Source organism: Methylobacterium sp. Leaf104 (assembly GCF_001422885.1).
Taxonomy (GTDB): Bacteria; Pseudomonadota; Alphaproteobacteria; order Rhizobiales; family Beijerinckiaceae; genus Methylobacterium.
The window spans coordinates 94,096-109,047 of record NZ_LMMZ01000012.1; the positions used below are offsets into that span (position 1 = coordinate 94,096).

The 14,952-nt window shown below is 73.1% G+C and carries 14 protein-coding genes; 7 read left to right on the plus strand and 7 right to left on the minus strand.

Features of this window, described 5'->3' with window-relative positions:
* Positions 1-3: 3 nt before the first annotated feature.
* A complete protein-coding gene (locus ASF49_RS09815; RefSeq protein ID WP_056471477.1) occupies positions 4-777 on the minus strand; it encodes an anti-sigma factor family protein in 774 nt (257 codons plus the stop codon).
* On the minus strand, positions 774-1,304 hold the full coding sequence (locus ASF49_RS09820; protein WP_056471480.1) for a sigma-70 family RNA polymerase sigma factor: 531 nt from the start codon (positions 1,302-1,304) through the stop codon (positions 774-776). The genes ASF49_RS09815 and ASF49_RS09820 overlap by 4 nt, the downstream gene beginning before the upstream one ends.
* A 355-nt stretch (positions 1,305-1,659) precedes the next feature.
* Here ASF49_RS09820 and ASF49_RS09825 point away from each other — a divergent pair, with 355 nt between their 5' ends.
* Positions 1,660-1,854: a hypothetical protein gene (locus ASF49_RS09825; protein WP_156652952.1), complete on the plus strand. Its 195-nt coding sequence runs from the start codon at positions 1,660-1,662 to the stop codon at positions 1,852-1,854.
* Between the two features lie 334 nt (positions 1,855-2,188).
* On the opposite strand, the gene ASF49_RS09830 is transcribed toward ASF49_RS09825, so the two are convergent.
* Positions 2,189-6,202: a diguanylate cyclase domain-containing protein gene (locus ASF49_RS09830; RefSeq protein ID WP_056471486.1), complete on the minus strand. Its 4,014-nt coding sequence runs from the start codon at positions 6,200-6,202 to the stop codon at positions 2,189-2,191.
* A 392-nt stretch (positions 6,203-6,594) separates the two neighbouring features.
* Between ASF49_RS09830 and ASF49_RS09835 the strand changes: the two genes are divergently transcribed.
* Genes ASF49_RS09835 through ASF49_RS09845 form a run of 3 tightly spaced genes read left to right on the plus strand, consistent with a single transcriptional unit; the run spans position 6,595 to position 9,769 of the window.
* Positions 6,595-7,329 carry a hypothetical protein gene (locus tag ASF49_RS09835; RefSeq protein WP_082511084.1) on the plus strand — a complete coding sequence of 245 codons (735 nt, stop codon included), beginning with the start codon at positions 6,595-6,597 and terminating at the stop codon, positions 7,327-7,329.
* The gene (locus tag ASF49_RS09840) at positions 7,274-8,554 is read left to right on the plus strand and encodes a DNA-packaging protein (RefSeq protein ID WP_056471490.1); all 1,281 of its coding nucleotides are present in this window, start codon (positions 7,274-7,276) and stop codon (positions 8,552-8,554) included. Before ASF49_RS09835 ends, ASF49_RS09840 begins: the two co-directional genes overlap by 56 nt.
* Before the next feature lie 39 nt (positions 8,555-8,593).
* Complete coding sequence (locus tag ASF49_RS09845; RefSeq protein WP_056471493.1) at positions 8,594-9,769, plus strand: phage portal protein; 1,176 nt, start codon at positions 8,594-8,596, stop codon at positions 9,767-9,769.
* Here the strand turns inward: ASF49_RS09845 and ASF49_RS09850 are convergent.
* Positions 9,745-10,155, minus strand: a complete 411-nt coding sequence (locus tag ASF49_RS09850; protein WP_200930038.1) for a type II toxin-antitoxin system VapC family toxin — start codon at positions 10,153-10,155, stop codon at positions 9,745-9,747. The genes ASF49_RS09845 and ASF49_RS09850 overlap by 25 nt on opposite strands.
* Positions 10,156-10,157: 2 nt before the next feature.
* Positions 10,158-10,394, minus strand: coding sequence for a type II toxin-antitoxin system VapB family antitoxin (locus ASF49_RS09855; protein ID WP_056471498.1), 237 nt, complete (start codon positions 10,392-10,394; stop codon positions 10,158-10,160).
* A gap of 82 nt (positions 10,395-10,476) precedes the next feature.
* Here ASF49_RS09855 and ASF49_RS09860 point away from each other — a divergent pair, with 82 nt between their 5' ends.
* Together ASF49_RS09860 and ASF49_RS09865 are read left to right on the plus strand one after the other, a co-directional pair.
* Entirely contained in the window at positions 10,477-11,058 is a 582-nt protein-coding gene (locus ASF49_RS09860) for an HK97 family phage prohead protease (RefSeq protein ID WP_056471501.1), read from the plus strand.
* Between the two features lie 140 nt (positions 11,059-11,198).
* Positions 11,199-12,404 (plus strand): phage major capsid protein, encoded by a 1,206-nt coding sequence (locus ASF49_RS09865; protein ID WP_156652965.1) that lies wholly within the window; start codon positions 11,199-11,201, stop codon positions 12,402-12,404.
* A gap of 111 nt (positions 12,405-12,515) precedes the next feature.
* On the opposite strand, the gene ASF49_RS09870 is transcribed toward ASF49_RS09865, so the two are convergent.
* Both ASF49_RS09870 and ASF49_RS09875 read right to left on the minus strand, forming a co-directional pair.
* Entirely contained in the window at positions 12,516-13,424 is a 909-nt protein-coding gene (locus ASF49_RS09870) for a S1 family peptidase (protein WP_082511091.1), read from the minus strand.
* 114 nt (positions 13,425-13,538) lie between these two features.
* Positions 13,539-14,318: a trypsin-like serine protease gene (locus ASF49_RS09875; RefSeq protein ID WP_056471504.1), complete on the minus strand. Its 780-nt coding sequence runs from the start codon at positions 14,316-14,318 to the stop codon at positions 13,539-13,541.
* A gap of 39 nt (positions 14,319-14,357) precedes the next feature.
* Between ASF49_RS09875 and ASF49_RS09880 the strand changes: the two genes are divergently transcribed.
* Positions 14,358-14,927 (plus strand): head-tail connector protein, encoded by a 570-nt coding sequence (locus tag ASF49_RS09880; protein ID WP_056471507.1) that lies wholly within the window; start codon positions 14,358-14,360, stop codon positions 14,925-14,927.
* The last annotated feature ends 25 nt before the right edge of the window (positions 14,928-14,952 follow it).

Genomic DNA, 14,952 nt, shown 5'->3' on the forward strand with positions numbered 1-14,952 from the left:
CCTTCAGATGTTCTTCGCGGTCGCGCGCCGGATCGCGTCGGCGAGCGGATGCAGGACGGTGTCGACGGCCGTACCCACGAGGCTGTAGCCCAGCCCGTCCTGGATCCAGGCGTAGCCGTTCGACGTCTCCGTGGTGTGCGGGCGCATGGGCGCGTCGCCGGGCACGTTCATGGGTCGCATCAGCATGACGAAGCGCGCACCATGCCCGTCATCGTACATCAGCAGTCCGGCAGGCCCCTGGGGCGTCGCCACGAGGCGTCCCCCCATGAGATGGTAGCCGGAGCCGCTGAGGTCCGGCACGCCGACCGGTCGCTTCAGGCGGGACGAGAACCAGCCTGCGAGTTCGTCTCGGTTCGCGGCGGCAAGTTCGACGGGCCGGGTATGGTCAGGGGCGTAGACGGCGTAGTTCATGCTCGCGGACTGAGCCAACGCCTCGATGCCGGTCGGTATTGGTGAGACCACCTCGCGCAGGCCCCAGCCTCCCGCTCCCCCGATGAGGAGCAGAAGCCCGGCCGCCATCGCCTGCCAGGTCGGCCGCACCGGGCGACGGCGTGCCTCGACCATCCGCGCCAAGTTCAGCCGGGCCGGCACCGGTTCGGTCGCAATGGGCGCGAAGGCAGCGCGCATCTCCGCCCGCAGGGCGACCATGCGCGCGGTGCGCATGCGCGCCTCGGGATGGGCGTCGAGATAGGCCTCGACCTCGCGCCTCCGGGCCGCATCGAGCCGTTCGTCCACGAGGCCCTGGAGATCGTCTTCGCCGATCGGATGCATGGTCATTTGATCCTCCGCAGGAGTGGGCGCTTGGTGGGCGCTAAGGTTTCGGTGCCCTCCATGAGCTGGATCATCCGGTCCCGGGCCCGGGACAGGCGGGACATCACGGTCCCGGTCGGGATGGCGAGAACGTCCGCCGTTTCGGCGTAGGACAGGCCCTCAACCGTCACGAGCAGAAGGACGCTGCGCTGCTCTTCCGGCAGGGCGTCGAGGGCCGTCATCAGGTCCCGATGGCGCAGGCCGCTCTCCTGAGTCGGCGCCACCGCGAGGTTGGCCTCCGCGGTGTCCTCGATCGGCATGTGGGCGCCGCGGCGGACGCGCTGGCGCATCTGCGTCACGGCCAGGTTGTGGAGGATCGCGAAGAGCCAGGTCCGCGCGTCGCCATCGGCCTGGCGCTGGTGCCAGTGGCCGACCGCGCGTTCCAGGCAATCCTGCACGAGGTCGTCGGCATCGGTGGGATTGCGCAGGAGCGCCCGCGCATAGCGGCGCAGGGCCGGGATCAGCGGCCCGATGAGGCGCATCATGTCCATCATGTCCGGTGTCCTGGCATGGGCGGAACTCCTCTGCTTGCACGCTGGCCGCGTTGGACGGGCTTCAAGGCCGGCTACGGAGGCATGGACGCCAGCGAAACTGGATTATTCCATCCATCAGGATTTTTTAGGCTTCCATCGCGTAACGCCCCCCCGGAACCGTAGTCTTCGATGTGATATGAAAATCTTTCGACGACGCATGGAATAAGCGATCGACGCCGTCGTCTGTCCGGCATCTCTGCTTGACACTGTTGGATCAGGCAGGAAGCACAGGAGATCAGATATGACGATACTCAAGACCTTCTCGACCGTCGCTTTCGCGTCCGCCTGCACCTTCGCTGCCTTGACCGGAGCCTCCATGGCTCGAACCGTCCCCCATCCGATGGATGGCCCGGCGGTGATCGGCTCGATCCTGCCGCAGGCGCCGTCGCCGTACTGGCTCGGACGCATGGACACCGACAGCGGCAACGCCCGGAACCCCGCCCTGCCGGATTACGCTCAGGCCCGCGGTCAGGAGACCGGTGGCCCCGCCCGTGAGTTGATCCCGAACTGAACCGGCCTTTCCCGAGCGCGCGGTACGCGCTCGGGACCTCTCGTCTCCGCCCTGATGCCTGCGAGCCCCTGGATCGGCCCCTGGGCTGGGCTCAGTGCCGCGCTGTTTCGGCGGAGCCGTTCTGCGGGTGTGGATCACCGTGCCGGCGGACCTGAGGCGCTATCGCCGCGAGAGCGGTCAATCAGCCTCATGGCCGCTTCGTACAGGGGTCAGCCTTGAACCAGCTCGCGGAAATCCACCCTTCTCGGATGTTCGGCCGCTCTTCTCGGACGTTCAGGGTCGGGGACCAAACGTCGGATTTCCGCCACGAGCCGAAGAACGCGGCGCGCCGGCCTCACGCGGAGGCCCGTTGCGCCTCGGGGGCCACCGGCGCGGCGCCGCTCCGGTTCCGCACGAACCAGGGGATGCGCGTGCCGATCATCGGCTTCGCGTAGAGATAGCCCTGCGCGTAGTCGCATCCCATCCGGACCAGCTGCTCCGCCTGTCCCAGGGTCTCGATGCCTTCCGCCGTGACCTGGAGACCCAGGCTGTGCCCGAGGCCGATCACCGCCGCCACGATGGCGGCGTCGTCCCGGTCCTTCTCCATGTTGCGCACGAAGCTCTGGTCGACCTTGATGTGGCCGACCGGGAACTGCTTCAGATGGGTCAGGGACGCGAAGCCCGTCCCGAAATCGTCGAGGGTCACCAGCACGCCCGCGTCGCGCAGGCGCTGGAGCGTCTGCGGCACGCACTGGGAGCCCTGCCCGAGGAAGACGGTCTCGGTGATCTCCAATTCGAAGGCGGCGGCCGGGACCTCGAACTGATCCAGGACGTCGAGGACGTGCCCGGCGAGGTCCGCCCTCCGGAACTCGGCGGAGGCGAAGTTCACCGCGACGCGCCCGAAGGCGAGGGCGTCACCGAGCCAGGCCCGCATGTCGGCGGCGATCTGCCGGAGCAGGCAATCGCCCAGGGCCGTCGCGAGTTCGGGATCCTCGAAGACCGGCCCGAAATAGCCGGGCGTCACCAGGCCCCGGGTCGGATGCTGCCAGCGCGCCAGCGCCTCGAAGCCGACCACGGCCCCGGTCCGCAGGCAGACCTTGGGCTGATAGAAGGGCAGGAACGCGCCGGCCTCGATCCCGGCGCGGATTTCCGCGATGAGGCCGACGCGCCGTTCGGACTCGGCGCGCATGGACGGATCGAACAGGACGGCGCGGTTCCGGCCCGACGCCTTGGCCCGGTAGAGCGCGATATCCGCGTCCTTGAGCAGTTCGAGGCCATCGCGATGGTGGTCGGGAAACGCGGTGATGCCGATGCTGGCCTTGCAGGCGAGCGTCTGCCCCCGATAGGTCAGGGGCTCGTGGAGGCGCTCCAGCAGCCTCGATGCCAGCCGGACCGTCTGCGCGAGTTCCGGCGGCTCGGTCAGGAGCAGCGCGAACTCGTCGCCGCCGAGGCGCGCCACCGCGTCCCGAGGGCCGAGGCCGGCCCGCAGGCGCTCGGCGACCTCGACGAGCACGGCGTCCCCCACGTCGTGGCCCAGGGTCTCGTTCACGTCCTTGAACCCGTCGAGGTCGATCAGCAGCAGGCTGACGCACGACCCCGCCCGCTCCGCCTCCGTCAGCGCCGCCTCGAGCTGCTGCAGGAAGAAGCCGCGGTTGGCGAGGCCCGTGAGTCCGTCGTGATGGGCGACCGACCAGGCATGTTCCTCGGCGCGCTTGCGGTCCGTGATGTCGAAGGTGATGCCCACGATCCGGTCGTCCGTGACCCGGTCGGCCCGCATGATGAGCCACATCATCGGCCCCGCGGGATGGCGATACCGGAACTCGACCGCGTGCGCGGTCCCGCCATAGGCGACGAAGTTCTCGACCTGCGGCCGATCGGCCGGGTGGACCTGGTCGATCAGCAGCGCGATCGAGCCCGAGCCGATGCCCAGGAGGGCGACAGAGTTGGCGGAACGGGTGGCCAACCCGGTCGTCATGTCCCGCTCCCAGGCGACCATGCGCCCCGCCTGGAGCGCCAGGCGCAGGCGCTCCTCGCTGCTTCGCAGGGCGGAATTGGCCTCGCGCTGCTGGGTGACGTCGTGCATCGCCCCGACCATGCGCAGGGCGCGCCCGGCCTCGTCCCGGATGATGAAGCCCCGGTCGATCACCTCCGCGTAGGTGTCGTCGACGCGCAGGAAGCGGTACGCCTCGTCCCACCGGCTGTCCCGTCCCCCGACGGCGTCCTGGACGGAGGCCAGGACGCGGGCCCGATCGTCCGGGTGGATCCGGCCGGCCCATGATTCGCCGCCCTGGTCGGTTCCGGAATCGCCTTCCCCGAACAGATGCGGGGCGGCCTCGCTCCACTGGGTCTCGTCGGTCGCCAGGTCCCAGTCCCAGATGGCGTCGCGGGTCGCGAGCACGGCGAGGCGATGGCGCTCCTCCTGGATGCGCAGCGCCTCCGTGGCCTGGCGCGCCTCGTGGATATCCGTCGCGACGCCGACCCACTCGACGATCCGGCCGGTCTCGTCCTTCAGCGGGACGGCGCGGGCCGAGATCCAGCGGTAGCCGCCGGCCGCGTGGCGGGCCCGGTACTCGGCGACGCCGGTCTCGGCCGATGCCGTGATCCGGCGCCAGGCCGACAGCGCATGGGCGCGGTCCTCGGGATGGACGACGTCGAGCCAGCCGTCGCCCCCGGCGGCCCCCTGGGCCTGGCCCGTCTGGCGCTCCCAGTCCCCGCTGTCGATGATGCGGCCGTCCGGGCAGGCCCGCCAGACCGTCGAGGCGCTGGCATCGATCAGGGCCTTGTAGCGCTTCAGGATCCGCTGCAACTCGCCCTCGGCATCGCCTTCCGGGAGGCGGCCGAAGGCCCCGGCGGCCACCGCGGAGGCCGCCGGGGTCCCCTCGCCCGGCGCGCCCGCGACCAGCACCCGGTTGCGGCCCTGCCGCTTGGCCTCGTACAGGGCGACGTCCGCGGCCTCGAACCACGCCTCCGTCGTCAGGCCGGGACCGTGCGCGGCGTGCACGACGCCGCCGCTGACGGTGACGACGCCGTGGTCCTGCCCGGCATGGGGGAGCCCCTCCGATTCGATGGCCCGGCGGACGCGGTCGGCGCAGGCGACGGCCTCCGCCTCGGTCGCCGGGGAGAGGATCAGCGCGAATTCCTCGCCGCCGATCCGGCATGCGAGGCCGCCGGTGGCGCGGGCCTCCCGCATCAGGGTGGCGGCGATGGCCTTCAGCACCCGGTCGCCCGCCAGGTGACCGTACAGGTCGTTGTAGCGCTTGAACCGGTCGGTATCGAACAGGAGCAGCGCCATCGCGTCCGGCCGGGCATCCGCGCGGCCCGCCGCCAGCGCCTCGTCGAACTGCCGGCGGTTGGCCAGTCCCGTCAGGGCATCGGTGCTGGCGAGGCGGACGAGCTCGAGGCGCGTTCCCTCGGCGGCGTCCTCCGCGCTCATCCGGCGGCGAAGCTCCCGGTGGAGGAAGACCGACAGGACGCTCGTGCCGGCACACATCGAGGCCAGGACGAGGGCGAGGGCGAGGGCCTTGGGCCGCCAGGCCTCGGTGATCGAGGCGACGCTGAGGGCCACGTTGATGCGCAGCGGCCAGCGTCCGACGCGCTTGAAGGTGTACAGGCGGTCGACGCCGTCCATGGCCGACGACGCGATCAGCTGGCCCGCCTCCTCCCGGATGAAGCGCTGGACGCTCGCCACGGCGGACATGTCGCGGCCGGGCACCAGCGAGTCGGCCGGCGTTCGGACGATCAGGATGCCGTCGTCGTGGAAGAGGTTGATGGCGGCCGTCGCCTCGGTGTTGAGGCGCCGGAAGATCTCCGTGAAGTAGGCGACCTCGATGGTTCCGATGACGACTCCGGCGAACGACCCGTCCGCGTAGCTGACGCGGCGGCTCAGCGGGAGCACGAACCGGCCGCTCACGCTGGACCGCATCGGCCGGCCGAGATGCAGGCCGAGATCCGCGCGGTCCCGGTGGACCTGGAAGTAGCGGCGGTCCGACGCGTTCAGGGGCCGCGGAACGACCGAGCTGGAATCGACGTAGGCCTGTCCGTGCGCGTCCAGAACGAAGATGGAGCCGAAACCCGGTGCCGTGGAGGCCCGGTCGAAGAGCGCGAGCCGCCGGACCTCCGGGGAAATGCCCTCCAGCTCCGGCGATTGCAGCCTGTCGACGACGGCCTGGAGCGAGAGGTCGTAGAGCTCGATGTCGCGGTCGAGGGTGCGCTCGGCACTGCGGAGCAGGGTCTCCGAGGTGAGGGTGGCCTGGCTCCAGGCATGCTCGCGCATGTTCAGGACGACGCCGCCGGTCATGGCGCAGAGAACGACCACGACCGCCACACTGAAGACGGTGATCACCCCCGAGAGATGGGTCGGACGCTCCATGTTCAACGTGCGCGGGCGTGACAACGGAAGACCCAGACAAGAAGCGGCCGATCGGAACCGGGATCGTGCTGACAAAGTGCTAAGATCGCGTTGCCGTCGTGGGCAGTCATCGGAAGCGTCCGTCCCAAGATCTCCCGGGTGATAACCCGGGTCGGATACCGTACCGAGGCCGGCAAATACCTGCGGCGTCCTCAGGAAGACGCTCGAGGTCGCGTCGCTGAACGGCGCTGCGATGTCGCCGTCTTCGGAAGAATCACCGGTTGCGACGGGAGCGACGGCGCGGCAGAGTCTACGAATAAAATCATTCAATAGGATTTTATGTTTGACAGCGCGACGCTCCTGAGGTATCAGGAGGGCACGCTCAGGAAGTGTGAGTGGCGAGGGAGGCGGCCTTGGCGAAGCTCGTGCCGATCGTCGCGTCGATCCGTGATGCCGTCGCGACGGCCATGCGCGAAACCCAGCGGCCCGTCACCGCGATCGCGGCCGAGACCGGCGTGCGGGTCACCACCATCCGGACCTGGAACAAGCGCTTCGGCTGGCGCCCGGCCGCGGCGACGGCCTCCACGGCCTTCACCCCCGAGCGCTGGAAGCCGGCGCGGCGGGCGGCGGTGGCGCGGCTCTACCGGGAGGATTGGATCGACATCGGCGACCTCGCCCTGGCGCTGGGCGTGGCCCGGCACCGGGCCGAGGCCCTGTTCGCCCAGTGCGGCCTGGAGGGGCGCCGGCCCGGCGAGGTCGGGCGCGCCCTGGGGCGGGACGCCGATCCCCGCCGGATGCGGGCGGCGCTCCGGGCGCAGATCGCCCGGCAGATCCTGCATTTCGACGCGGCGCTGAACGGGGCGGCGGGCGCCCCGGCCTTCGACAGCGCCCGCGTCCTGCGCGACCTCGGCGGACTGAAGCGCCTCCTCGACGAGACCACGGATGACGGGCGAGGAGGACGCGATGGGTCGGATTCCCGCGGCGACGGCGACGGGAGCGGCCGGCCGGGCGACGATCTGTCCGCCGGCGATCTGCCCACCCTGCGCGCGGAGATCGCGCGCCGCGCTGAGGCGCTCGGCGGCGAGCGGGCGGATGCCGGCCCTGCTGGCGAGCCTGCCGCCCTCCCAGATCCGGGCCCTGGCGACTGACTGGCTCCTGGCGGCCCGGGCCGACCAGCTTCCGCCCTGCCCGGCCCTGCCGGACTGGACCACCTGGGCGGTGATCGGCGGGCGCGGCGCGGGCAAGACCCGCACGGGGGCCGAGTGGGTCCGCGCGCTGGCGCTCGGCGACCCGGCCTTCACGGCCCGGCCGGTCGGGCGCATCGCCCTCGTGGGCGAGACCTTCGCGGATGTGCGCGACGTCATGGTGGAGGGGCCTTCCGGCCTCCTCGGGCTGCCGGGGCGGCGGCCGCGCTGGTCGCCCTCGCGCCGGCGCCTCGAATGGGACAACGGCGCGGTCGGCCTCGCCTTCTCGGCCGAGGAGCCGGATTCCCTGCGCGGGCCGCAATTCGGCGCGGCCTGGTCGGACGAGATCGCCAAGTGGCGCTATGCCGAGGCCGCCTGGGACATGATCCAGTTCGGCCTGCGCCTCGGGCACCGGCCGCGCGGCCTCGTCACCACCACGCCCCGGCCGATCCCGCTGCTGCGGCGGATCCTGGCGGATCCGCGGACCGTCATCAGCCGCGCCCGCACCGCCGACAACGCCGCCCACCTCGCGCCCGCCTTCCTCGAGGCGGTGGTGGGGCGCTACAGCGGCACCCGCCTCGGGCGCCAGGAACTCGACGGCGAATTGATCGAGGACCGCGCCGACGCCCTCTGGACCCGCGACCGCCTGGAGGCGGCCCGCGTCCCGGCGGCGCCGGCGGACCTGCGCCGCATCGTCGTGGCGGTGGACCCGCCGGCCTCCTCGAAGGCCGGGGCGGATGCCTGCGGGATCGTCGCCGCCGGCCTCGACGCCGCCGGCCACGCCTACGTGCTGGCCGACGCCACTCTGGCCCGGGCCGCCCCCGAGGCCTGGGCCTCGGCGGCGCTGGCCCTCTACCACCGCCTCGCGGCCGACAGCCTCGTGGTCGAGGTCAACCAGGGCGGCGAGATGGCGAGCGCCGTCCTGCACCAGGTCGACGCCGCGGTGCCGGTGACCCCCGTGCGGGCCACGCGCGGCAAGTACCTGCGGGCCGAGCCGGTCTCGATGCTCTACGCGCAGGGGCGCGTCCACCATGTCGGCGCCCTGCCGGCACTGGAGGACGAGCTCTGCGATTTCGGGCCGGACGGCCTCTCCTCCGGCGCCTCGCCGGACCGCCTCGACGCTCTGGTCTGGGCGCTGACGCACCTCCTCCTGCGCGGCGGCCCCGAGCCGCGCATCCGGCGCCTCTAGGCGCTCCACCGACCGATCCGTTCCTCCAGCGAGGCCCCGATGGCGAACCTCCTCTCCCGGCTCGTGCGCCGGGCCGCGCCCGCGGCCCCCGACACCAAGGCCGCGCCCCTCGCGGGAATCGGCGTCGCCTTCTACGGCGAGGGCCGGGCCAGCTGGACCCCGCGCGACATCGGGGCGCTGGCCCGCGAGGGCTTCCAGCGCAACGCCATCGTGCATCGGGCCGTGCGCCTGGTGGCCGAGGCCGCCGCCGCCCTGCCGCTCGGGCTGGTGGGGACGGGCGGCGCCGGAGCGCATCCCCTGGAGGCGCTGCTGGCCCGGCCGAACCCCCGCCAGGGCGGGGCGGCCCTGCTCGAAGCGCTCTACGGGCACCTGATGGTCTCGGGGAACGCCTACCTCCAGGCGAGCGGCCTCGACGGGGTGCCCCGCGAGCTCCACGCCCTTCGCCCCGACCGGATGCGGGTGGTGCCCGGCCCCGACGGCTGGCCGGCGGCCTACGACTACGCGGTGGGCGGCCGCACCCTGCGCTTCGACCAGGGCGGGGACGGCGTACCGCCGATCCTCCACCTCACCCTGTTCCACCCCACCGACGACCATTACGGCCTCTCGCCGATGGAGGCGGCGGCCGTCGCCCTCGACATCCACAACGCGGCGGGCGCCTGGAACAAGGCGCTGCTCGACAACGCGGCGCGCCCCTCCGGCGCCCTGGTCTTCGCGACCCAGAGCGGCGCCACCCTGAGCGACGCGCAGTTCACCCGGCTCAAGGGCGAGCTCGAGGCGAACTACCAGGGCGCCGGCAATGCCGGCCGGCCCCTGCTGCTAGAGGGCGGGCTCGATTGGAAGCCCCTGGCGCTCTCGCCCAAGGACATGGATTTCGTCGAGGCCAAGAGCGGGGCCGCCCGCGAGATCGCGCTGGCCTTCGGGGTGCCGCCCCTGCTGCTGGGCCTGCCCGGCGACAACACCCACGCCAACTACGCCGAGGCCAACCGGGCCTTCTACCGCCAGACCGTGATTCCGCTCGTGCGGCGCACCGCCGAGGCCCTGGCCCAGTGGCTGGCGCCGGCCTTCGGCCCCGCCCGCCTGGAGCCCGACCTCGACGCCATCGAGGCCCTGGCCCCCGAGCGCGAGAGCCTGTGGCGCCGGGTCCAGGCCGCGGATTTCCTCACCGAGGCGGAGAAGCGCGCGGCGGTGGGCTACGGGCCGGCGCCCGTCGGATGAGCGAGATCGGTCCGCGCGAAGTCGTCGCCCTTGTAGAGGAGGGTCGCCCCATGCGCCCGCGCGCAGGCATGGGCGTGGCAATCGCCCATGTTCAGGGCAGCCGGATGCCGGCACTTTCCGAACCGGTCATAGGCCGCGATGGCGAGATCGGCCTCGGCTTCGCCGAGGGGCACGAATCGGATGTCGCCGGCCTCCAGATAGAGGCGAACCTGCGCCCGGGCCGCCTCCACCGTGAAGGCGTAGCTGCGGACCAGACCCGCCACCGTCTCCCAGACCGAAAGGGCGGAGCACAGGCGGTCCGCGTCGGCCTCGAGCCGGTCGCTCAGGGCATCGGCCTCCGGTTCGCCGGTGATGATGGCGATCAGGGCCGAGGCGTCGACGAAGATCGTCACGCGCCGCTCAGATCGTCGAAGAAGGCCTTGTCGGCGGGCTCGCCGGTGGGGGCCGGCAGAGGGTGGCGGGCGCGGAGGGTGGCGAAGCGCTCGCGCAGGGGAACGGCCGGTGTGATCCGGGCGAGCTCGGCCGAGACGGCGCGACGGACCGCCTCCGATTTCGTCACCCCGGCTGTCTCGGCCAGACGGGCGACCAGCACCGCCGTGCGGTCGTCCTTGATGTAGAGCGGCATCGACGCCTCCGGATATCCTTGAGAGCCGAGAGAATATCCCGAACTTGGCCGCCTGTCACCGCCCCTGTCACCGGAGTCTCCCATGGACGGCCATTTCAGCGGCTATGCCAGCCTGTTCGGCGTGCCCGATCTCGGGCGCGACGTGGTGGCGCCGGGTGCCTTCGCGGCGAGCCTGGCGGCGCGGGGCGTCGCGGGAGTGCGGATGCTCTGGCAGCACGATCCGGCCGAGCCCGTGGGGCGCTGGCTCTCCCTGCGGGAGGATACCCGCGGCCTGCGCGTGGCGGGCCAGCTCAACCTCGCCGTCCGCCGCGCCCGCGAGCTCGATGCCCTCCTCGGCGAGGGCGGCCTCGACGGGCTCTCCATCGGCTTCCGCACGGTGCGGGCGCAGCCCCAGCGCGGCGGTCTGCGCCGGCTGGAGGCGATCGACCTGTGGGAGATCTCCCTGGTCACCTTCCCGCTCCAGACGGGCGCGCGGATCGCCGCCCCGGCCCAGGCCGGCGCCCAGGCCCCGGCAGCGGCCTCCCCGGCGGGCACCGCCCTGGCGCAGGACATCCGGGCTCTGGCCCACCGCATGGCGCCGCCCCGGCGCGCGGCTTCCCCCTCCACCCGGCCCGGGTTCCGGCCCGCCGCCATTCGTCCCGCCCGCTCCGCGAGGTTCGCATGACCGTCCCCGTCCCGTTCGAGACCCACGCCACCGCACCGCACGCCCCCGAGGTGAAGGGCGCCCTGCCGCCCCTGGAGGACAAGGCCGCCGGCCGCGCCCCGCATGACCCGGCGCCGAACGATCCGGCGGTGGGCACCGCCATGGCCGAACTCGCCCGCGCCTTCGAGGCGTTCAAGGAGACCAACGACGCGCGGCTGGCCGCGATCGAGGGCCGCGCCCCCGGCGACGTGCTGACCGAGGAGAAGCTCGCCCGCATCGACGCCGCCCTCGACACGGCGCGCACCCGCCTCGACCGCCTCACCCTCGAGGGCCGCCGCCCGCCCCTGGGGGCCGGCGGCCTCCCGGGACGTGACGCGGCCGCGCGCGACGGCGCCGGCATCGAGCACAAGGCCGCCTTCGACCTCTATGTCCGGGCCGGCGAGAGCGGCGGTCTCAAGCGGCTGGAGGAGAAGGCCCTCTCCGCCGGCTCCGGCCCGGACGGCGGCTACCTCGTGCCGGCCGAGGTCGAACGGATGGTGCTGACGCGGCTCGCCAACCTGTCGCCGATCCGGTCCCTCGCCACCGTGCGGGTCATTTCCGGCGGGCAGTACAAGCGCGCGGTCTCGGTGCGCGACGCGATCGCGGGCTGGGTCGCCGAGACCGCGCCGCGGGCGCAGACCGACTCGCCGGTCCTGTCCGAGCTGACTTTCCCGGCGATGGAGCTCTACGCCATGCCGGCGGCGACCCAGACGCTCCTCGACGACGCCATCGTCGACATCGATTCCTGGCTCGCCGACGAGGTCGAGACGAGCTTCGCCGAGCAGGAGGGCATCGCCTTCGTCACCGGCAACGGCGCGAGCCGCCCGCGCGGGTTCCTGACCTACGACCTGGTGGCGAACACCGCCTGGGTGCCGGGCAAGATCGGGACCGTGTCGACGGGCGCCGCCGGCGCCTTCCCGGCGGCCAACCCCTCGGACGTGCTGTTCGACCTCGTCTACGGCCTGCGGGCGGGCTACCGCCAGAACGCCACCTTCGTGATGAACCGGCGCCTGCAGAGCACGATCCGCAAGTTCAAGGACGCGGACGGCAACTACCTGTGGCAGCCGCCCCTGGCCGCGGGCACCGCCGCGACCCTGATGGGCTTCCCGGTGGCCGAGGCGGAGGCGATGCCCAACGCGGCGGCGAACAGCCTCTCGGTCGCCTTCGGCGATTTCCGCCGCGGCTACCTCGTGGTGGACCGTGCCGGCCTGCGGGTGCTGCGCGACCCCTACTCGGCGAAGCCCTACGTGCTGTTCTACACCACCAAGCGCGTCGGCGGCGGCGTCCAGGACTTCGACGCGATCAAGCTCCTGGCCTTCTCGGCGTGAGCGGACGGCCTCCGGGCCTTCGGGCCCGGGGGCACCCACCGATGCGTCCACCAAAGGCATGATGCCCCGGCAGCCGGCCGGCTTGAGGCCGGGCCGATCTCCGGCCGGACCCTATCTCCGCCCAGGCTTGGCCATCCAGTCCGACCGGGTCGCGCCGATGGCGGCACCGGAGGGCATGCGGGCGAATTCGGCGGCCCGGGCGTTGATCCAGCCGGCATGCTCGCCGGTGGGCGTCACCGCGGTGAAGCCGCCGCAGGCGGTGCGGGCCTTCTTGTCCTGGCGCATGGCGCCGCTGGACCAGCTCACCACGCCGACGATCTGGTAGCCGCCGGGGCCGCCGCGCAGGATCGGGCCGCCGGAATCCCCGAGGCAGGCGCCGGCGCCGGCCGTCTCGGCCATGCGGCGGCGGTCGGTCACCACCGTGACCCGGTTGGCGACCTGGAGCGAGCCGATGGAGACGAGGTGGGCCTGGCGCAGGGTGCGGGCGGTGTTGCGCCGGTTCTCGGCGACCACGCCGAAGCCCGCGATGTCGACGGCGTCGCCGGTGTTGATGGCGCCGCCGCGGGGATCGAGGGGCTGGAAGTCGCCGCTCAGGGGCTCGGCGAGCTTGATCAGCGCGAGGTCGATGCCCGGCTGGTCCTCCGGCGTGGTGCCGGGCACGAAGTCGGGATGCATCGCGAAAGCGATCGCGTTGATGCGCCGCTGGCGGAAGGCCCGGTCGACCGCCACCACGCTGTAGCCGGCCTGGTGCATGACGCAGTGGGCGGCGGTGAGCACGAGGTCCCGGGCGATGAGGGTGCCCGAGCAGATCTCGCCCTGGGTGCTCTCGATCCGCACCACCGAGGCGCGCAGGCCGTCGGGGTCGCGCGAGACTTCGCCGTTGATCACCGCCTGGGCCGGCAGCGGCGCCAGGGCGCCCAGAGCCGGCACGCCCAAGGCCAGGAGCGCGGCTCCGATCCGGGCGCTCCGGCGGGCAACGGTCGTGCTGGGGGCGGCCTTGCGCAGCGCGGTCGGCAACATCGTGTCTCTCCCGCGTCCGGCGATGTTCTGGACGAGAACGGTCTCAAGCGTATCGGAAGGCAATGGCTCGGCCAAGCTCTGGTTCCGCGGACCCTTCGTCATCCGTAGACCTGCTCAGGCCCCGGACCAGCGGGCGGCGGTGCGCCACCCCGACAGGGTGCGGTCGATCCAGTCGCGCTGCGGCCCGAGGAGGACACCCTGGGAGACGCCGCCGCAGGCCTTGCCGGCGGCCCAGGCGGAGACGGCGAGGATCGCGGAGCCCGCGCCGATCGGTCCGCCGGAATCGCCCTGGCAGGCGCTCGCGCCGCCGGCGCCCGCCGCGAGCCAGACCAGGATGCGGCTCGGGCCGTAGGGCTCGATCACGTCGAGCTCGACGCTGCGATAGGTCCCGGTGCTGCGGGCGACCCCGGCGGCGGCGACGCCGTAGCCCGACAGGGTCAGGCGCTCGCCCGCCCGCGGCATCGCGGCGCTGAGGGCGGCGGGCACGAAGCGGGACGGCAGGGGATCGGCCAGGCGCACCAGGGCGAGGTCGACCGAGCGGCGGCGCCCGGCCACCGCGCCGGCATCGTAACCCGGGTGGAGCGCGCGGGCGGCGATCTCGGCCAGCACCGGCGCGCCGGCCTCGTCCTTGTAGTGCACCCGGTGCTCGGCGCGGGCCGCCACGCAGTGGCCGGCGGTGAGCACCGCGTCGGCCGCCACGACGATGCCGGTGCAGACGCCGCCGTTCGAGGACAGCACCATCACGGCCGAGCCCGCCGCCTCGGGGGCGGGGCGGCCGCCCACCACCGCACCGGCCGGCCCGGAGGCCGGCGGCCCCAGGCACAGCAGAGGCCCCAGCAGCGCCACGGCGCCGCGCCGCGCCGCGCGGCGGGTCCGGCCGAAGTTGCGCGCCATCGCGATCCCTTTCCTGGACGGCCCCACACGGAGACGACGATGACCCCGATACGCGTCGACAGCGCCATCGTCGAGCCGGTCACGCTCGCGGAGATGCGGGGCGTCCTGCGCCTCGACCCGGACGATGGCGGGGCCGAGAACGCCCTGGTGGAGCGCCTGATCGCGGCGGCCCGGGCCCAGGTGGAGCTGGCCGCCCGGCGCATCCTGGTGCCCGGGCGCTATCGCCTGATGCTCACCGCCTGGCCCGGCGACGGCCGGCTGCCCCTGCCGCTCAGCCCCCTGGTGGCGGTGGCGCGGGCGGGCCTCGTCGATACCGGCGGCACCGTCACCGATCTCGCCGCCGGGCTCGTCCGGCTCGGGGAGGACGGCCTCGAGGCGCCCGCCCTCGTCATCGACCCGGCGGTGCCCGCCCTCCACCGGCGCGCCGCCCTGATCGAGGTCGATGCGGGCTATGGCGGGGCCGGGCCGCCGCTTCCGCCGCCGCTCGCCCAGGCGATCCGGCACCTCGTCGCCCATGCCTTCGAGCATCGCGGCGACGGGCCGGGCGACGACGTCCCCCCGCCCGCGCTCGCCGCACTGGTCGCGCCGCTGCGGCGGATGCGCCTCTAGCGCCCTTCCCCCGGGAGACCCCGCC